This is a genomic window from Sphingomonadaceae bacterium OTU29LAMAA1 (genome assembly GCA_024072375.1).
In the GTDB taxonomy this organism is placed as follows: domain Bacteria; phylum Pseudomonadota; class Alphaproteobacteria; order Sphingomonadales; family Sphingomonadaceae; genus Sphingomonas.
This window is the reverse complement of the sequence record CP099617.1, coordinates 3765773-3783113: the sequence shown is the minus strand read 5'-3', so window position 1 is coordinate 3783113 and position 17341 is coordinate 3765773. Positions and strand designations below refer to the sequence as shown.

Genomic DNA, 17341 nt, shown 5'->3' with positions numbered 1-17341 from the left:
TCTAGGATGCCGGTGAAAAGTCACCGGCGACCGGTTACCAGCGGTAGTGCGAGAACGCGCGGTTGGCTTCCGCCATCCGGTGCGTGTCTTCGCGCTTCTTCACCGCGTTGCCGCGGTTGTTGGCGGCATCCATCAGCTCGCCCGACAGGCGGGCGGCCATGGTGTTTTCGCTGCGGGCGCGGGCTGCGGTGATCAGCCAGCGGATCGCCAGCGCCTGGGCACGCTCGGGACGAACCTCGACGGGGACCTGGTAGGTCGCACCACCGACGCGGCGCGAGCGCACTTCGATGCCGGGCTTGATGTTGTTCAGGGCGTCGTGGAACACACCGATCGGCTCGCGCTTGGCGCGCTGCTCGACGGTTTCCAGAGCACCGTAGACGATCAGTTCCGCGACGGACTTCTTGCCGTCGAGCATGACCGAATTCATGAACTTCGAGAGGACCTCATCACCGAACTTCGGATCGGGGAGGATAATGCGCTTTTCTGGGCGACGACGACGTGCCATTTCAAAAACCTTTCTAACTTCAGCCTGTTGGTCGAGCCTCCATGAAGGAGGCCAACCGGCTTACTTCGGACGCTTGGCGCCGTACTTGGAGCGGGACTGGCGACGATCCTTGACGCCCTGCGTATCGAGCACGCCACGCAGGACGTGATAGCGAACGCCGGGAAGATCGCGAACGCGGCCGCCGCGGATCAGGACCACCGAGTGCTCCTGAAGGTTGTGGCCTTCGCCCGGAATGTAGCTGATGACTTCGCGCTGGTTGGTCAGGCGAACCTTGGCCACCTTGCGCAGCGCCGAGTTCGGCTTCTTCGGGGTCGTCGTGTAGACGCGGGTGCAGACGCCGCGCTTCTGCGGGTTCTGCTCCATCGCAGGGACCTTGGACTTGGCCTTCTGCGGTTCGCGGCCCTTGCGGACCAGCTGGTTGATCGTTGGCATGAAGCCTTCACCTCGTAAGTGGGTTACTTTGCTGGAGCCATCACAGCACTTCGGAATACAAAAAGGGACGTAGGCGGCGCTATACGCCACCCCGGCCCCACAACTTTGCATCCAGCAATGTTCAAGCTTGCCCACCGGATGACTCCGATGGACGGGGCGGGCCTATACGCAGAGTCGCACCGATGGTCAACGGGCCGGCCTTTAACCTGCTCGCAACGCGGGCACGTGCAGGGTGGCACCATGCCGACCGTTTCGCCCGTACGCCAGCCTGCCGTTACACCTGCCCTGCTCGTCGTGGCGCTCGTCGGTGCGGCATTGCTCGCCGGCGTGTTGCCGGGCGGCACATGGAACGACACGCTGGCGCTGCTGGCAAGTGCCGCCGCGCTGTTCGCCGGGCACGAGCGCCGGGATCGCGACATGATCGTCGCGGCCGCGCTGGCGGCGGGGCTCGCACCGGCCGGATGGTTGCTCGCGCCGCTCTGGCTGGGATCGGCGATCTGTCGCGCCCGCGCCCGGCGTCACCTGCCCGTGGCGGCGTTCGCCGGCGCGACGGTCAGCCTGATGCTGCCCTGGCCGACACCCGGCGCCGCCCTGCCCAATCTGGCGCTGCTGGGATCGCTCCTGCCCGCCACGTTCGCACTGGTCGTGGCGCTTGGCGTCGGCCTTGCCGCATGGCTCGGTGCACGCGCGTCCGTGTCACCCCCGGGCGCCCTGTTCGCGGAGGCACGGCTGGGCGCGATCGTCCTCGCGGCCGTGCTGCCGCTGCCATCCGGCGTGCTCGGCTTCGTCCTGATACTCGCCGCCATGCCGCTGCCATCGCCATCCCGGTTGCGAGCGGCGAACGACAATCTCATCCTCCGCCGAACGGTACGGCTCGCCGCCTAACGTCGCGCAGCCAGCGTCGCCAGCAGCACCTTCTCGAACCGGGCGGGGTCCTCGACCTGTGGCGAATGACCCAGCCCGTCCAGCTGAACCAGCGTCGCATTCGGCATCGCCTTGACCGCGTCCACGGCCAGCGCCGGGATCGGCCGCAGGAACTGCCGCAGATTGGCCGGCATCTGCGCCCGCCCGAATGCGGTCTTGTCGAGCATGCCGACCAGCAGCGTCGTCGGGGCTTTGATCCGGTACAATTCATGTGCGACCGGCTGCGTCTTGATCATCTCGCTGGTCTTGGCCTGCGCCAGCGCCACCGCATCGCGCCCCGCTCCCTGATACATGCCGGCAAGCATCCAAACCCAACGATCGTACGCCGGCCTCCACGTCCCGTGAAAATAGTTCTGCAACTGATAAGCCTTGATACTGGCGTAGCTGGTCTTCTTCTCGCCAGCCCATAATGTGTCGACATCGACGTAAGGCAGCCCCTCCTCCGACCGATCCTTCAGCCCCAGCGGATTGACCAGTACCAGTCGCTCGACAGTATCGGGATACATGATGGCGAACCGCATCGCGAGCATACCGCCCATCGAATGTCCGACGACCACCGCCCGCGCGATCCCGCGCGATTCCATGAGCCGGCGGGTATAGGACGCCAGCATCTCGAAACTGTACTGCGTGCTACGCAGCTTGGCGGATTTGCAGAATCCGATCTGGTCGGGCACCAGCACGCGATACCCGGCGCCGGACAAGGCGCGCGCGCTGCTCTCCCACGTTGCGCCGCAGAAGTTCTTGCCGTGCAATAAAACGACGGAGCGCCCGTTCGGTCGCGCCGGCGCGATATCCATGAAGCTCATGGATGCCGGTTGGCCGATGATGTCGAACGTCATCGTCTGCACCGGCCACGGATAGGTGAAGCGTTCAAGGTTCGGCCCGAAATCAGGCACTTCAACGGGATCGGCCGCCCCGGTCATCGGCAGGCATGCGAGCGCCAGTGCCGCGCCGACGATCAAATGCTTCACTACGCCTGTTCTCCATTGCCCGATATCGAAGGCCGCATACCGGTATCGCGGCGGGCCGTCATCCACCCGGACACGATTCGTCATGATCCCGCACGACCATCTTGCCCTTTCATTTCGGTGGGGGTAGAGGCCGCGGCGCTGCAGGAGTGTAGCTCAGTTGGTAGAGCATCGGTCTCCAAAACCGAGGGCCCACGGTTCGAGTCCGTGCACTCCTGCCAGCCGCAGAACGCTATCGTCGCGGCTCCCTACAGATTAAGCCTGACAAATGACATGCTTGTCATTTCGACCGTGACGCACGCGTCGGGGGTGCTATAGGCTTGGATATGGACGAGACGACCCGACACACTGTTGTGTATGTAATCGTTGGATTTTTACTGGTGACCGGCGTCCCCGCGCTGATCCTGTACCTGCGCCGCCGCAAGCGAGAGAAATTGCGGCGCCGCGGGATCAAGCGATACGGCCACTGAAGGCCGCGGGCGCACCCGTGCGTTACACTTGCGTTCGGACCGCCGCACGGCTATCTGCGCAGGCCATCCGATAGCGAGGACGGGCCATGCCGGTTCCCCACATGAGGGGAAGCGGCGGCGGCTTTATGCCTCGACGAATCGGATTTCGTGATTCCAGCGGGTTTTGAGAAAAAAACAGTGGCGAAGACGACCCCTATCGAATTCATCCGTCAGGTGCAGGCCGAGACCAAGAAGGTCGTCTGGCCGACCCGGCGCGAAACGATCATGACGGGCGTCATGGTGGTCATCATGACGACCATACTCGCGCTGTTCTTCCTGGGCGTCGACACGTTCTTCAACGCGGTCGTCCAGGCGCTGCTCAAGCTCGCGAAGTAAGGGTTTTTAGCATGGCGCGCTGGTACATCATTCACGCCTATTCGGGCTTCGAGGGCAAGGTCCGCGACGCGATCATGTCCGAGGCGACGCGCCTCGGCCTCGAACAGCTGGTCGAGCAGATCGAGGTTCCGACCGAGACAATCACGGAGGCTCGCCGCGGCAAGAAGATCGCAGTCGAGCGCAAGTTCATGCCCGGCTACGTCCTCGCCAAGCTCAACATGAACGACGACGTCTATCACCTCGTCAAGAACACGCCCAAAGTGACGGGCTTCCTTGGCAGCATGGGCAAGCCGCAGGCGATCAGCGAGTCGGAGGCGACCCGCATGCTCAACAGCAAGGAGGAAGCCGCGGCGGCACCGAAGACCAAGGTCAAGGTCGATTACGAGATCGGCGATGCGGTCAAGGTGCTCGAAGGGCCGTTCGCAAGCTTCAACGGCATCGTCGAGGAACTCGATTTCGACAAGTCCAAGGTCAAGGTGTCGGTGTCGATCTTCGGTCGCGCGACTCCGGTGGAGCTGGATTTCGAACAGGTCGAACGTTCGAAGTAATTGCAAATATGGCAAAACATAAACGGCCGGAGCGGCGACGCTCCGGCCGTTTCGTTTTGTCGATCTATCGCGCTCAGCGGATGCGGCGCATCGCCATGCCGCGCGACGGGGCACCTTCGGGAACGCCGATCGCCTGCCAGTGGGTGACGATGCCGTTCTCACCACGCGTCAGCGTCAGCAGCGGCTGGCCGTTGTAATAAGGCGCACGCGGACGCAGGTTGAAATACTTGACGATCAGCGAGCCCATTTGCGGGGTGGCGGTGCATTGTAATTGCTGATCGATCTGATAGCCCGTCACCGTAACCGTACAACCCGTTCCCCGTGTCGGCGGTGCGAGGCGCAGCGTATAGGTCCGGAAGGCGACCGGGCCATCACCGTTGGCGCCCGTCGGTCCGATCTCATGCTCGTACTGGAATGTACCATACCATTGGCCGATACCCTGCGCGCCCGCGGCGGTGACGGCGAGGCCTGCAGTAGCGAGTGCCAGGACGGTCTTCGTCTTGATCGACTTGAACATCGTTTCTCTCCCGTATCAAGCCGCGACAACGCGTCGCGATCTGGAATGCTCCGATCGAAGGATCGGGGCGGTACGGCCAGACCCGGTGTAGCGGCGCACCGGAAGGTTGCTGCGCTGCGACTCCGGAGCCGCAAACACAATTAAGCACCGCTCACTTTAACGTCAAATGAACATTGATCATTTTATTGACGAAAGGCGTCTGGCTTCAGGCCGCCTTGGCAATCTGCGTATCCTCGGCCGCCTTGAGCGTCAGGATCGCCACCGCGCCCCTGCCCTTGCCTTCGCTTTCGAGGCGCAGGCTGCCTTCCATCGCATTCATCGAGTTCGCGCACCAGTGAAGGCCCAGTCCGCCCGATTTGTGTTCGCGCGTGGAGAACCCACGCTGGAACAGCGTCGCACCGATGGCATTGTCGAATCCTTCGCCGTCATCGCGAATATGCACGACGACGGTGTCGGCGGCTTCGTGAATGGTGACGTTGATCGTTCCGCTGCCACGTCCGTCCGCCGCGACCGCTTCCGCAGCGTTGCCTAATAGATTGCCGATCACCTGACTTAGGATGACGCGATTGGCCAGAGCGTAATGCGACCCGGCCGGGAAGCTGAAGGCGATCGAGGCAGCATCGGAATAGCGCGCGATCGCAGCATTGCGCGCGACAATCTCGCTGAGGTCGCAAACCTCCAGTGTCGGCCGCTCATGCGCCTGCTTCTGCTGCTGACCGATGATTTCAAGCACATGCGCCATCGCTTCGCGGCCGACCTGCAATTCGCCCCGCATCGTCTCACGGCCCTGCACCTCGGCAGCAAGCGCTGCGGTGACAAAGACGGCGAGCTTGGCGCGACGTCCGGGGGCGAGGTCGTCCTTGCCAAGTTCGGCGAGCGCGCGATCCACCGTGGCACGGTCGATCGGCGGCGCCTGCGCGATGCCCTGGCTCAGGATCGTGCTGATAGGATTGAGCGCGTTACGGACGTTGTGCATCACCGCAACCGCGCTCTCGCTGCGGCCGAGCGCGAAGCTCTGCACCTCGATCTGCTCGCGCAGATCCTTGAGTTGCGACAGCATCGCATTGAGGCTGCGCCCCAACGAACCGAATTCGTCCCGGCGGCCGTCGTCGTCGAACAACGCCATCGACCCGGAGGCGCGAACCCGCTGCATATGGCGCTCCACCCGCTGTAACGGCGCGAGGACCAGCCGTGCGATAACCCGGCGTAGCACGACGAGCACGATCAGCAGCAGCAACGTCGATCCGGCGACCGCCAGCAACAGCATGCGACGCCCGAGCAGGGAGATGTCGCGGACGACATGGAAGCGTGCGGCCGCGATGGCATGGCCATCGGCCCCGCGGATCGGCACCGCGATCGCCATGGTGTTGCGGCCGGGGACGATCCCTTCGCGATCCCCGGTCGCGGACCGGTCGATCCGTGCATCCAGCTGAAGCAACTCGGAGATTTGGTGCGACGTCACCTGGCGCGCCATCAGAACATAACCGCGCGGTTCCCCCGTTCCATCGGAGCGGCGCACCTGCGCGACCCCAACCGCGGCGACCACGGGCCCCAATCGCGCATAAAAATGCCCGGAATTGCTGCGACCGACGATGCGGTTCAGCTCCGTGTGGGTCGCGACCCGGATCATAGCCGCGCGAAGGTCGGCACGCTCCCGGCCGGTACCGGGATCGAGCCAGCGCGCGATCTGGATGCGGCCGTCGGGGCGGACGTATGCCATGCCCTGCACGCCGAGATTGGTCATCGCGAGTGGCGAGAAACTGTCGCGTTCGAACGCCGCCGACATCGTCGACGATGGTGCGCCCATATAGTCGTAGCTTTGCGTCCAGTCGCCGTAGTCGCGCACCGCATTTTCAACCTTGGCGGCATATTCGCCCAGAACGGCGCGTGTCCGTTCGACATGGCCGCCGATCGCCTTGGCTTCCAGCGCGTTGAAGTTGGGCGTTATCACGCTGGCGAGCAGCAACGTGATGGCGAGCGCGCCGGCGACCCCGACCGCGGTCAGGATCAGGACGAGCTTGGCGCCGAGCGAGGCCGGGCCGTGGAACCGCGCGCCCCTCGAGGCGGGGCGGGCCATCAGCCGATCGTTCCGGTGCCCGGCTCTGCCTCGTCCGCCTCACCGAAGAAGCGTTGCGCGGCGAGCTCCAGGGCGAGCTGTGGTGCGACCGGACGCGAAAAGAAATACCCCTGCAAATGGCTCGCGCCCGCCAGGCGCAGCGCCTGCACCTGCGCCGCCGTCTCGACACCCTCGGCGATCACCTCCAACCCCAGCGCCCGGCCGAGATGGATGATCGAATGGACGATCGCCGCGCTTTCGCGCTCGCGACCCATGCCGTCGATAAAGCTGCGATCAATCTTCAGGCTGTCGAGCGCGAACTTGCGGATGTTGTAGAGCGAGGAATAGCCGGTGCCGAAATCGTCCAGCGCGATGCGGAATCCCATCTGACGGAGCTTGTACAACGTCTCTGCGGCACGCTCCGCGTCGTCGAAGATCGCAGTTTCGGTGATCTCGATCTGCACACGGCCCGGCAGCACCCCGGCGCGCTGGACGCTTTCCATGATGTGACCGACGAAGTTGCTGCGACGAAACTGGCGCGGCGAGAAGTTCACCGACACGTACTGGCCGGGGAATTGCTGCACCATCGCCAGCGCCTCGTCGAGAATCCAGTCGCCCAGTTCGTGGATGACATTCGATTCCTCGGCGATCGGGATGAACGTCGCCGGGCTGATCGGCCCATATTCCTCGGTGTTCCAGCGCACCAAAGCCTCGAACCCGATGACCTCCAGTTCGGTCCGGCTGATGATCGGCTGATAGACGAGGCTCAGTTCGCCCTTGGCAATCGCCTGGGCCAGCCCGTCCTCGATCCGGCGGCGGAAGCGGATGCCCTCGTCCATGCTCTCGTCGAACAGGCGGGTGACGCCGCGGCCGGCACGCTTCGCATCGTTGAGGGCGAGATCGGCGCGGCGCAGCGCATCGATCGGATCGCAGCCGGAGCCCTCGACCACGACGACGCCGGCGGAGGTGCCACTCTGCACCGAATTGCCGAAAACCTGATGCGTGCCGGCGCAGGCCGCAACGATCCGGTCGCACGCCATCACCGCCGCGTCCTCGCCCGGTGCGTCGAACAGCACGCCGAATTCGTCGCCGCCCAGCCGCGCGACGACCGCCCCCTTCGGCGCGTGCGCATGGAGGATGCCGCACACCTCACGGATCAATGCGTCGCCTGCCAGATGCCCCAGTGTGTCGTTGACGATCTTGAACCGGTCGAGATCGAACATCGCGGTGGCGAACAGCCCCGGCCGCTTGGCCCGCTCTCCGAGCGCACGCAGGAAGGCGAGCCGGTTCGGTGCGTCCGTCAGCGAATCGTGCGTCGCCATGTGGATCGCGCGGCTCTCGTTGGCGGCGAGCTCGGCACCCTGCTCCTCGAGCTGGACGATCTGCGCGGCCAGCTGCGCGCGTGCGGTGGCGAGTTCGCGGTCCACCCGCCATCGGTGCGACAGCGCGGTCGCGGTCTGGACGATCTCGGCGACCTCGAACGGCTTGGCGATGTAGAAGATCTTGTCCGCGGGACCGGCGACCTTGCTGATCTCGATCGGCGAGAAATCACTGAACCCGGTGACGATGCACAGGTTTATCTCGGGATCGAGCGCGCGGATCCGGCGAGCGGTCTCGCGCCCGTCGATACCCGGCGGCATGCGCACGTCGATGAAGGCGACGGCGTAGGGGGTGCCGGCGGCAAGTGCGGCCTCCACGGCAGCGACCGCATCGAGTCCCTGATGGCAATGGGTAAGATCGAACTCTTCGGCAACGTCGACCGTATCGGACGCGTCGTCCCCGAACAGTTCCGCCGCCATCGCGCCGAGCGCATCCTCCTCGGCACCGCGCTGCACCGCGAAGCTGCGGGTGTAGCTGTCATGCATCGCCGGTTCGTCATCGACGATCAGCAGACGCTTTGGTGCAACAGCAGTCAGGGCGACGGTCATGGGTAGGAACTTCCCTCGAATGGTTGACGAGGGAGTAAGCGGACGCGGTTAAAACGCTGTAAACGAGTGCAGCTGTCCCTCCAGCGCCTGCCCGCCGAGAACGATCGCGCCGAGCGGCCCGGCATTCCCGCCGAGCGCAGGCGGCACGACGAAATTCGCCTCCGCGATCTCGGGCAAGGCGATGTAGCCGGCCAGGCTCTTGACCATCGCGGCACGGACGCGGGGGAACAGGTGATCGTTGCCCACCATCACGCCGCCGCCCATCACGATGCGCCGCGGCACGCCGGTGAGGACGAGCGTGTGGCACAACTGGCCCAGCACATACGCGACCGGATCCCATACCGGATCGTCCGCCGCAATATCCTCGCCCTTCCGGCCCGCCCGCGCGCCGATCGCCGGACCGGCTGCAAGGCCCTCCAGACAGCCGCCGTGGAAGGGACAGATGCCCATCCAGTCGTCGCCCGGCAGACGATCGGGGCGGATATGGCCGAATTCACTGTGGGTCAGGCCGTCGACGGGTTTGCCCCCGGCGATCAGACCGACGCCGATCCCGGTGCCGACCGTGGCATAAGCGATGTCGCGCAGCCCCTTCGCCGCACCCCAGCGTGCCTCCGCCAGCGCGGCGCCCACCACATCGGTATGAAACCCGGTCGGCACCGCATAGCGGGCACCCAGCCGCTTCGCGACGTCGGTGCCCGCCCAATGCGGTTTCGGAGTCGAGGTGATATGGCCGTAATCCGCCGCATCGCGATCGATCGAGATCGGCCCAAAGCTGGCGATACCGAGCGCGTCGAACGCACCCCAGCCATCGAGCACGCGCTCGATCGCGCCGAGCGTCTCGTCGGGCCGCGTCGTGGGGAATTGAATGCGATCCTCGATCGCATCGGGCCCCCGCGCCAGCAGACAGACGATCTTGGTCCCGCCCAATTCGATGCCGGCTATCAACGGGGGGACGCTTACCACGGCTGCATTCTCCTTTGCGCGCGTGGTTAGACGAGAACGGACGGTTATGCGAGAGAGCACGGCGCGCCATCGTCAGGGCACCGTCCCGGCTGCCGACCGTTACCCTGGTCGATCATAGGGAGTGGCACGATGCGCCTTCTTTTGTCCTGGATCGTCCCGGCTATGCTTGCGCCGGGATCGCCCGCCTTGGCGCAGGACGTACTCGGGCCGGTCAATCCGGTCGACTACACCGGCGCGATCGCACTCGGCTCCGCCATCGTTTCGCAGGCGAAGCAGGGCGGCGACGACTTTCGCGGCACCGGCTTCTCTGAAGATTATGTCCGCGAACAATGCGCCGGCTTGCCGCGCGACCGCAGCCGCCTCGGCAATAACCATCGCCGCGTGATACGATGGAGCCGGATCTGTCGCTCGGCTCGGCTGATGTAAGGAACGGCCTCAGACGGTCAGGCCGAGCGGCTCCAGGGGCTTGCCGATCAGGCCACTGACCATCGCCGCCTGAATGCGATTTGCAGGCCACGATCCTGAGAGCGGACCGACCAGCCGATCGCGGACGAACGGCAGTGTCCGGCTGTCCGACTGATACACCGGCGTGAATACCGCCGTCAGCGCCTGGTACAACCGGGCATGCCGTCTGCGCATCCTGACCGCGGCGGCGATCCCTGATAGCACGTCCGGGGCATCGCGCAGGCCGCGTGCCAACGCGAAGGCGTCGAGCAACGCCATATTCGCGCCCTGCCCCAGCTGCGGACTGGCCGAATGCCATGCGTCGCCGATATGGATCAATGCGGCGTCCACCGGCCGGCGGAGCGTGCGGTGGGCGTACCTGGCGAAGGTCAACTGCCCCGCGTCCCCGATTTGATCCAGCAACGGCGCGGTTGCCGGCCAGAGCGCACGCACCTCGTCCTTCCATGCCTCCAGCCCGGCATCCCGCCAGCGTTCGAGCCGGTCGGCGCGGATCGACCAGAAGAACGCCGCATGATCCGCACTCGCGCCCCGCGGCCGACCGATCGGCAGCACCCCTGCCATCGCGCTGGCACGGCGATAGCGCTGCTCCAGCGCATTCGTCGCAAAGCCTTCCGTCCGGCGCAGGCTCGCCCACAAGGCGCCATAAGGCAGCGCCCGGCCGCACGGTGGTGCCAGCGGCGTTCGCGTACCGAGTGCATCGACGATCAGGTCGAAGGCCGCCGATCGGGTGCCGTCAACGAACGCCAGACGGCGGCGGCCGTAACCCGACAGCTCACTTCCCGCGATCGCGCGGCCGGTCTCAATCGAAATGCCCGCCGCTGTCACGGCATCGTGCAGCACCGCGAAAAGCGTCGCGCGATGCACGCCGAAGCCGCACAGGCCCGCCTGTCGCAGGGTCGCATAGCCGACATCGAGCACCACGCGCCCGTCCGCCGCCCCGAACAGGCAATCGATCCGCGCGCTCCGGGCGATCAGCGCGCCGTCCAGCCCCAGCGCGCGAAGCACCGCAAGTCCGGTCGGCTGGATCATCAGCCCCGACCCCAGCGGCGCCGGCGCGTCGAACCGTTCGTATATGGTGACGTGATGGCCGTCCCGCGCCAGCAGCAACGCCGCCGCCAGCCCCGCCGGGCCACAACCGGCGACCGCGATGGCGAGCGGGTCGGCTATTTATTCCACCGTCACCGACTTGGCGAGGTTGCGCGGCTGATCCACATCCGTTCCCTTCGCCACCGCGACGTGATATGCCAGCAACTGCACCGGCACAGCATAGACCAGCGGCGCGATCAGCGGGTGAACCTTCGGCATCGTAATGGTCGCGATGCAATTCTCGCCCGCCGCCTGGATGCCGTCGTAATCGCTGATCAGCACGACCTTGCCGCCCCGCGCCTGCACTTCCTGCATATTGCTGACGGTCTTGTCGAACAGGGGACCGGACGGCGCGATGACGATCACCGGCACATTCTCGTCGATCAGTGCGATCGGGCCGTGCTTCATCTCGCCTGCCGCGTAACCTTCGGCGTGGATGTAGCTGATTTCCTTCAGCTTTAGCGCGCCTTCCAGCGCCAGCGGATAATCGGTGCCGCGCCCCAGATACAGCACGTCACGGGCGCTCGCGATTACGCCAGCCATCGCCTCGATCGCCTCGTCATAAGCCAGTGCGCCGTTGAGTGCCGCCGGAGCTTCGGCGAGATGGCGGACGATCTCGCGCTCCTCGCCATCCTTGAACTTGCCCTTGGCGCGGGCAAGGTTCGCGGCGAGTGCGGCAAGCACCGCCAGCTGGCAGGTGAACGCCTTGGTGCTGGCGACGCCGATTTCCGGGCCGGCATGTGTCGGCAGCAGCAGGTCCGCCTCGCGCGCCATGCTGCTGGTCGGCACGTTGACCACCGCGGCGATGGTCTGCCCTTCCGACTTGGCGTGGCGCAACGCCGCGAGCGTATCGGCAGTCTCGCCGGACTGGCTGATGACGATCATCAGGCCACCCGGCTCCATCACCGGCGCGCGATAGCGAAATTCGGAGGCGACATCGATATCGACCGGCACGCGCGCGAATTGCTCGAACCAGTATTTGGCGACCATGCCGGCATAGTAGCTCGTGCCACAAGCGACGATGGTGACGCGCTTGACGCCAGCAAGGTCGAAGTCTGGAATCGGCAGGGTTACCCGCTCTTCCATTCGCTGCAGATAGGATCGGAGCGTCTGGGCGACGACGATCGGCTGTTCGTAGATCTCCTTCAGCATGTAATGGCGGTGATTGCCCTTGCTGACGAGTTCGCCGGTGATGCCGGAGATGGTGATCGGCCGTTCTACGGGATGATTGTCGCGATCGTAAACCTGCGCACCCTCGGTGGTGCATACTACCCAGTCGCCCTCGTCCAGATAGGCAATCCGCTGCGTCAGCGGCGCCAGCGCGAGCGCGTCGGAACCGAGATACGTCTCGCCCTCACCATGGCCGACGACCAATGGCGAGCCGAGGCGCGCACCGATCAACAGTTCGGGATGCTTGCGGAACAGGATCGCCAGCGCAAACGCACCGTGCAGCCGCGGCAGGATTTCACGCACCGCCGCGATCGGTTCGATACCTGCTTCGACCTTTTCGCTGATGAGGTGTGCAACCACCTCGGTATCGGTCTCACTGGTGAACACCCGGCCGCGGGCGATCAGCTCGTCGCGCAACGGCTTGAAATTCTCGATGATGCCATTGTGCACCACCGCGACCTCATCGGTCGCATGCGGATGGGCGTTATTCGTGGTCGGGCCGCCATGCGTAGCCCAGCGGGTGTGGGCGATGCCGGTGGTGCCAGGTAGCGGGTCAGCCGCCAGTTCCTTTGCCAGATTGACCAGCTTGCCCGATGCGCGGCGACGTTCGATCCGGCCATCATGGTCGGTGGCGATACCCGCTGAATCGTAGCCGCGATATTCCAGCCGCTTGAGGCCGTCGAGCAGCCGGTCGGCGACATCCTGGGTGCCGATGATTCCAACAATTCCGCACATCTTACTTGTCCTTCTTCGCGCGCATTACGGCGCGGAATTGCGTGGCCCAGCCGGACTTGGCGACCTGGGGGGGGCGGACGAGGGCGAGCGCGCCCGCCTCGACATCCTTGGTCAGCACCGAGCCGGCAGCGACGATCGCCCCGTCGCCGACCGATACCGGAGCGACCAGCGCCGAGTTCGAGCCGATGAATGCTCCCGCCCCGATGCTGGTCTTGTATTTGAAAAAGCCATCGTAGTTACAGGTTATCGTGCCCGCGCCGATGTTCGCCTTCGCACCCACTTCGGCGTCACCGATGTACGACAGATGATTTACCTTGGCACCTTCGCCCAGCGTAGCCTTCTTTACCTCGACGAAGTTGCCGACCTTCGACGCCGTACCCAGCACCGCACCGGGTCGCAGGCGGGCATACGGACCAACTTCCGCCTGCGGCCCGATCGACGCCCCTTCGATATGGCTGAAGGCATGGATGGTCGCACCGTCGGCGACGCTCACGCCGGGTCCGAAAACGACGTTGGGCGCGATCATCACGTCGCGGCCGATGCGGGTATCGTGCGCGAACCACACGGTGTCGGGCGCAATCAGGGTCGCGCCGTCCGCCATCGCCTGCGCGCGTCGTGCCGCCTGCCAGCCGGCCTCCACCGCCGCCAGTTCGCCGCGGCTGTTGATCCCGGCGACCTCGTCCTCGCCCGTCTCGATGCACACCGCCTTGCCACCCTCGGCGATCGCCAGCGTCACGACGTCCGGCAGATAATATTCGCCCGCAGCATTGGCGTTGCCGACCGATTCCAGCAATCGCCACAGATCGCGGGTGCGAACCGCGGTGACGCCAGAATTGCACAGGTCGACCGCGCGCTCGTCGGCGCTGGCGTCCTTATATTCGACCATCTTGCGGATCGTGCCGTCAGCATCGGCGACGACCCGACCATAGGCACGCGCATCGGCAGGGCGAAACCCGAGCACTGCGACGGCGGGCGTATCCGGCGCCTGAAGCCGGGCAGCTAGGCGCGCGACGGTATCGGTGGCGAGCAAAGGCGTGTCACCGAAGCAGACGATCGCGATCCCCTCAAACCCCGACAGCGCATCCTTTGCCTGCAACGCGGCGTGCGCGGTGCCGAGTTGTTCGCGCTGCCACGCGATCTCGACCCCGGTCGCGGCGACGGCGCGCTCGACCTGTTCCCCTGATGCGCCGACGACGACGACGCGCCGGGTCGCGCCCGCCCGGTCGAGGCTGTCGATCAGGTGCAGCAGCATCGGTCGCCCGGCGATGGGATGCAGCACCTTGTGCAGGTCGGACTTCATCCGCGTACCCTTGCCCGCGGCAAGGATGATGACGGCAAGAGGATCGTTCATGGTGGTGTCGCCTGCCATGGAAGTCTTGCCATTTCCATAGGGAGCGGTCACCCCGCACTGATATGACGCAGAATTCATCGCTTCGCGTGCCGTTCGATATCGTCGGATTCGATCTCGACGGTACGCTGCTCGATACCAGCGGCGATCTGGCGGCGGCGGTCAACCATGCGCTGGCATCCGTCGGAAGACCGCTGCTGACCGTAGAGCAGGTCAAGCCGATGATCGGCGGCGGCGCGCGCCACATGCTGGCGCAGGGCATGGCGGCGACCGGCGGCTGCGACGATGCGACACTCGATCGGCTGCACCGGCTACTGCTCGAGTATTACGAAACGCATATCGCCGTCCTGACCATTCCATATCCGGATGCGCTCGACGTGCTCGACCAACTCGCCGCCCACGGCACGCGGCTGGCGATCGTGACAAACAAGCTGGAGGGGCTTGCGCGCAAGGTGCTAGAAGCGCTCGACCTTACCCGCCGGTTCGACTGCATCATCGGCGGCGATACGATGGGGCCCGGCAACGCCAAGCCGTCGCCGAAACCCATTTACGAGATGATCGCCCGCTGCGGCGGCGGGACAGCCGCGTTCGTCGGCGATTCGATGTTCGACATCCGCGCCGGACAGGCCGCCGGCCTGCCGACCGTCGCCTGCTCGTTCGGCTTCATGATGCAGCCGGTGGAGGAACTGGGCGCCGATGCGATCATCCATGGCTACACGGAACTAATCCCTGCACTCGACCGCCTCGCGGTCGTCAACGGCTGACCCCGCCACGCCGCCACTTTGCCCATAGATGCCGGGCGAGCATCGCCGGCGGCATGCGCAGCCAGTGCGACCGGATATAGAAGGCGAGCCGCGTCAGCGGGCGGATCGGCCGCCCCCAATCGTCGCGGGCAAGCAGACGTCGCAGGTATAGCGCATCCGACCACCGTTGCCGATCGTCAGGCACCGGCGTGCCGAACAGAAGCCCGCTCAACCGCAATGCTCGCCCTACCTCGCGCTTCAGGCCGTGATGCCGTGCCCGCACAGCCAGTCCGTCGGTGCCATGCTCGTCGATCAGGCAGTGCACGTCCCACAGGTTGCGCAAGCCCCCCGCCAGATCGCCGTCCGCGAACAGATGCGCCGAGGCGTGCACCAGCATGTCCTGCGGCGACAGTACCGACAGCCCGTTGCCCAGCGGCAGCGCTTCCGCGATCAGACTCGCCGCATCGGGCGTGATCCGCGCGGTCAGCGGCAGAACGGTATGATGCACGTCGATCATCCGGTCACGGTCCCGATGGATCAGCGGCGGCAGCTCGTGCATCCAGCGCCGGTAGTAATCCTCGTCGTACGGATCGGGCTTCACCCATTCCCATCCCGCCTCGATCAGCGCGGCCTCGACTGCGTCCAGCGACGCCCGCGGCACCAGAATATCGAGGTCGCCGACCGACCGCCCTCTCCCCGCCGACAGCCCCGCAGCGACGAAGGCAGTACCCTTCAGCAACACCACCGGGCAGCCGAGGCGCGCCAGCGCCCGCCGCGCCATCTCCGCCTCCCACAGGGCCGTCCGTCGACCATTCTCCGCCGACGTCCGCGCATCTGCCAACAGCAGCGCCACTTCCTCAGGCAGCGGCAATCCGTCCAGCCGATATGCCAGCGTTCCCAGCAATTGCTCGGCGCGCGCGGTGGTGATCAATCCGACCCAATCGGTATCGAGTGCCAGGGACTGCGGATCGGCAAGTGCACGGGCGAGGATCAGAGCGTCCGCCACAACGCCTCCACCTGCGCTAAGGCCGCTGCGCCATCGGGGTAGTCGATCGCATGCGCCGGCGTTTCGCGTACCAGCCGCGTCAGCGCGCCGAAGCCGGCTTCGCCCATCGCGACGTAGTTGGTGGACGCCTGCGTCAGGCGGACGAACGATTCACTCGGTGCCACCGGCCGTATCTCGTTCGCGAATCCGTAGCGGGGGTACAGCAGCAACGCCGGCCGGGCAGGCTCGTCCATCGCTCCCACCGCGATCGCATCGGGCACCATGTGGCGAATATCGCCCTTGGGCGTCGCCACCAGCAGCGGCCCCAGCCGGGCCTGCGGTTGCGACCGGATCGCCGCATCGATTGCCGCATTCTTCAGGCTGATCAGTCGAGGAAAGGCGTGGACGAGGCCGGTATCCGGATCGATCAGCGCGAATTCGTCGCCCATGAACCGCCATCCCTTCGCCGCCAGCAGCGTTGCCAGCGTCGATTTGCCAGCACCCGATTCGCCGGTCATCAGCACGGCGCGTCCGTCGCGTTCGACGCACGATGCGTGCAGCAACAGATAGCGCCGCCCGCCCAGCGCCAGCTGCAGGTTCATCGCCATTTCGGCGGCGAGCAGCCCCTGCGCAAGCGGCAGCGGCGCCGCCTCGGGCAGCGTATAGTCGCCGGCGATCCGCACCGAAGGCCGGATCCAGCGCCGCCATGGTCGGGTCGCTTCCAGCCGTACCGTGAAATCGGGCAGGTTCGGCGCCGGGTAGTAACGATACAGCTCGCGCAACTGATCGATCGGTGCGCGCCAGTCGCTACCGACCCGAAAACCGATCGGGCCGATGCGAACCGAGAAAACGTGCCTCATACCGGCTCGACGAGTCCCGCATCGATCAGCTCGTCCAGCCGTGCCGCCAACGCATCCGGGCCGGCGTCGGTAAGGTCAAACCGCTCGGTCAGGCGTATCAGCAGCGCATCGAGGTCCAATGCGTCGGCTGCAAGCGCGTCGACGATCTCGCGCGCGGGACTCGCGAGCAGATGCGTGATTCCGGACGGACGGTGGAACACGGCTGTGAAGGCATCGAGGTCGGCGGTCAGCAGCGCCTCTGGCCGCGGGGCGCGGTACCGCAA

19 protein-coding genes and 1 tRNA gene are annotated in these 17341 nt (G+C 65.6%); 7 read left to right on the top strand and 13 right to left on the bottom strand.

All coding sequences use genetic code 11. The features are described from left to right. Window positions 1-34: 34 nt before the first annotated feature. Together rpsG and rpsL are read right to left on the bottom strand one after the other, a co-directional pair. The gene (rpsG, locus tag NF699_18175; protein USU04929.1) at window positions 35-505 is read right to left on the bottom strand and encodes a 30S ribosomal protein S7; all 471 of its coding nucleotides are present in this window, start codon (window positions 503-505) and stop codon (window positions 35-37) included. A 60-nt stretch (window positions 506-565) separates the two neighbouring features. Beyond that, the gene (rpsL, locus tag NF699_18170) at window positions 566-937 is read right to left on the bottom strand and encodes a 30S ribosomal protein S12 (GenBank protein USU04928.1); all 372 of its coding nucleotides are present in this window, start codon (window positions 935-937) and stop codon (window positions 566-568) included. A gap of 240 nt (window positions 938-1177) precedes the next feature. On the opposite strand from rpsL, the gene NF699_18165 reads away from it, so the two are divergent. Continuing rightward, on the top strand, window positions 1178-1822 hold the full coding sequence (locus tag NF699_18165; protein USU04927.1) for a hypothetical protein: 645 nt from the start codon (window positions 1178-1180) through the stop codon (window positions 1820-1822). Here the strand turns inward: NF699_18165 and NF699_18160 are convergent. Then, the gene (locus NF699_18160) at window positions 1819-2832 is read right to left on the bottom strand and encodes an alpha/beta hydrolase (GenBank protein USU04926.1); all 1014 of its coding nucleotides are present in this window, start codon (window positions 2830-2832) and stop codon (window positions 1819-1821) included. The two genes, NF699_18165 and NF699_18160, sit on opposite strands and share 4 nt — an antisense overlap. A 142-nt stretch (window positions 2833-2974) precedes the next feature. Here NF699_18160 and NF699_18155 point away from each other — a divergent pair. The 4 genes from NF699_18155 (at window position 2975) to nusG (ending at window position 4222) form a co-directional block, all read left to right on the top strand. Then, window positions 2975-3050 (top strand) — tRNA-Trp (locus NF699_18155). Between the two features lie 105 nt (window positions 3051-3155). After that, window positions 3156-3299 (top strand): hypothetical protein, encoded by a 144-nt coding sequence (locus NF699_18150; GenBank protein USU04925.1) that lies wholly within the window; start codon window positions 3156-3158, stop codon window positions 3297-3299. A 177-nt stretch (window positions 3300-3476) separates the two neighbouring features. Next, a complete protein-coding gene (secE, locus tag NF699_18145) occupies window positions 3477-3674 on the top strand; it encodes a preprotein translocase subunit SecE (protein ID USU04924.1) in 198 nt (65 codons plus the stop codon). Window positions 3675-3685: 11 nt separating this feature from the next. Continuing rightward, entirely contained in the window at window positions 3686-4222 is a 537-nt protein-coding gene (gene nusG, locus NF699_18140; GenBank protein USU04923.1) for a transcription termination/antitermination protein NusG, read from the top strand. A gap of 73 nt (window positions 4223-4295) precedes the next feature. Here nusG and NF699_18135 read toward each other — a convergent pair whose 3' ends face one another. From NF699_18135 to NF699_18120, 4 genes are all read right to left on the bottom strand, one after another. Further along, on the bottom strand, window positions 4296-4739 hold the full coding sequence (locus NF699_18135; GenBank protein ID USU04922.1) for a DUF5991 domain-containing protein: 444 nt from the start codon (window positions 4737-4739) through the stop codon (window positions 4296-4298). A gap of 205 nt (window positions 4740-4944) precedes the next feature. Next, the gene (locus tag NF699_18130) at window positions 4945-6816 is read right to left on the bottom strand and encodes an ATP-binding protein (protein ID USU04921.1); all 1872 of its coding nucleotides are present in this window, start codon (window positions 6814-6816) and stop codon (window positions 4945-4947) included. Beyond that, the gene (locus tag NF699_18125) at window positions 6816-8723 is read right to left on the bottom strand and encodes an EAL domain-containing protein (protein USU04920.1); all 1908 of its coding nucleotides are present in this window, start codon (window positions 8721-8723) and stop codon (window positions 6816-6818) included. The genes NF699_18130 and NF699_18125 overlap by 1 nt, the downstream gene beginning before the upstream one ends. Before the next feature lie 48 nt (window positions 8724-8771). Further along, complete coding sequence (locus NF699_18120; protein ID USU04919.1) at window positions 8772-9686, bottom strand: ROK family protein; 915 nt, start codon at window positions 9684-9686, stop codon at window positions 8772-8774. 129 nt (window positions 9687-9815) lie between these two features. On the opposite strand from NF699_18120, the gene NF699_18115 reads away from it, so the two are divergent. After that, window positions 9816-10112 carry a hypothetical protein gene (locus NF699_18115; GenBank protein ID USU04918.1) on the top strand — a complete coding sequence of 99 codons (297 nt, stop codon included), beginning with the start codon at window positions 9816-9818 and terminating at the stop codon, window positions 10110-10112. A 9-nt stretch (window positions 10113-10121) separates the two neighbouring features. On the opposite strand, the gene NF699_18110 is transcribed toward NF699_18115, so the two are convergent. Genes NF699_18110 through glmU form a run of 3 tightly spaced genes read right to left on the bottom strand, consistent with a single transcriptional unit; the run spans window position 10122 to window position 14493 of the window. Next, complete coding sequence (locus NF699_18110; protein ID USU04917.1) at window positions 10122-11258, bottom strand: FAD-dependent monooxygenase; 1137 nt, start codon at window positions 11256-11258, stop codon at window positions 10122-10124. 60 nt (window positions 11259-11318) lie between these two features. Continuing rightward, the gene (gene glmS / locus NF699_18105; GenBank protein USU04916.1) at window positions 11319-13142 is read right to left on the bottom strand and encodes a glutamine--fructose-6-phosphate transaminase (isomerizing); all 1824 of its coding nucleotides are present in this window, start codon (window positions 13140-13142) and stop codon (window positions 11319-11321) included. 1 nt (window position 13143) lies between these two features. Beyond that, a complete protein-coding gene (gene glmU / locus NF699_18100; protein USU04915.1) occupies window positions 13144-14493 on the bottom strand; it encodes a bifunctional UDP-N-acetylglucosamine diphosphorylase/glucosamine-1-phosphate N-acetyltransferase GlmU in 1350 nt (449 codons plus the stop codon). 62 nt (window positions 14494-14555) lie between these two features. Between glmU and NF699_18095 the strand changes: the two genes are divergently transcribed. Next, window positions 14556-15254 carry an HAD-IA family hydrolase gene (locus tag NF699_18095; GenBank protein USU04914.1) on the top strand — a complete coding sequence of 233 codons (699 nt, stop codon included), beginning with the start codon at window positions 14556-14558 and terminating at the stop codon, window positions 15252-15254. Here the strand turns inward: NF699_18095 and NF699_18090 are convergent. The 3 genes from NF699_18090 to NF699_18080 are packed head-to-tail and all read right to left on the bottom strand — an operon-like array spanning window position 15244 to window position 17341. Further along, window positions 15244-16239, bottom strand: a complete 996-nt coding sequence (locus NF699_18090; GenBank protein USU04913.1) for a nucleotidyltransferase family protein — start codon at window positions 16237-16239, stop codon at window positions 15244-15246. The two genes, NF699_18095 and NF699_18090, sit on opposite strands and share 11 nt — an antisense overlap. After that, a complete protein-coding gene (locus NF699_18085; GenBank protein ID USU04912.1) occupies window positions 16224-17078 on the bottom strand; it encodes an HprK-related kinase A in 855 nt (284 codons plus the stop codon). Before NF699_18085 ends, NF699_18090 begins: the two co-directional genes overlap by 16 nt. Further along, window positions 17075-17341 (bottom strand): HPr-rel-A system PqqD family peptide chaperone, encoded by a 267-nt coding sequence (locus NF699_18080; protein ID USU04911.1) that lies wholly within the window; start codon window positions 17339-17341, stop codon window positions 17075-17077. Before NF699_18080 ends, NF699_18085 begins: the two co-directional genes overlap by 4 nt.

Excerpts from the sequence above, each read along its gene's own strand:
- rpsG (USU04929.1), bottom strand. The coding sequence starts at position 505 with ATGGCACGTCGTCGTCGCCCAGAAAAGCGCATTATCCTCCCCGATCCG.
- rpsL (USU04928.1), bottom strand. The coding sequence starts at position 937 with ATGCCAACGATCAACCAGCTGGTCCGCAAGGGCCGCGAACCGCAGAAG.
- NF699_18165 (USU04927.1), top strand. The coding sequence starts at position 1,178 with ATGCCGACCGTTTCGCCCGTACGCCAGCCTGCCGTTACACCTGCCCTG.
- NF699_18150 (USU04925.1), top strand. The coding sequence starts at position 3,156 with ATGGACGAGACGACCCGACACACTGTTGTGTATGTAATCGTTGGATTT.
- nusG (USU04923.1), top strand. The coding sequence starts at position 3,686 with ATGGCGCGCTGGTACATCATTCACGCCTATTCGGGCTTCGAGGGCAAG.
- NF699_18135 (USU04922.1), bottom strand. The coding sequence starts at position 4,739 with ATGTTCAAGTCGATCAAGACGAAGACCGTCCTGGCACTCGCTACTGCA.
- NF699_18130 (USU04921.1), bottom strand. The coding sequence starts at position 6,816 with ATGGCCCGCCCCGCCTCGAGGGGCGCGCGGTTCCACGGCCCGGCCTCG.
- NF699_18125 (USU04920.1), bottom strand. The coding sequence starts at position 8,723 with ATGACCGTCGCCCTGACTGCTGTTGCACCAAAGCGTCTGCTGATCGTC.
- NF699_18115 (USU04918.1), top strand. The coding sequence starts at position 9,816 with ATGCGCCTTCTTTTGTCCTGGATCGTCCCGGCTATGCTTGCGCCGGGA.
- glmS (USU04916.1), bottom strand. The coding sequence starts at position 13,142 with ATGTGCGGAATTGTTGGAATCATCGGCACCCAGGATGTCGCCGACCGG.
- glmU (USU04915.1), bottom strand. The coding sequence starts at position 14,493 with ATGAACGATCCTCTTGCCGTCATCATCCTTGCCGCGGGCAAGGGTACG.
- NF699_18095 (USU04914.1), top strand. The coding sequence starts at position 14,556 with ATGACGCAGAATTCATCGCTTCGCGTGCCGTTCGATATCGTCGGATTC.
- NF699_18085 (USU04912.1), bottom strand. The coding sequence starts at position 17,078 with ATGAGGCACGTTTTCTCGGTTCGCATCGGCCCGATCGGTTTTCGGGTC.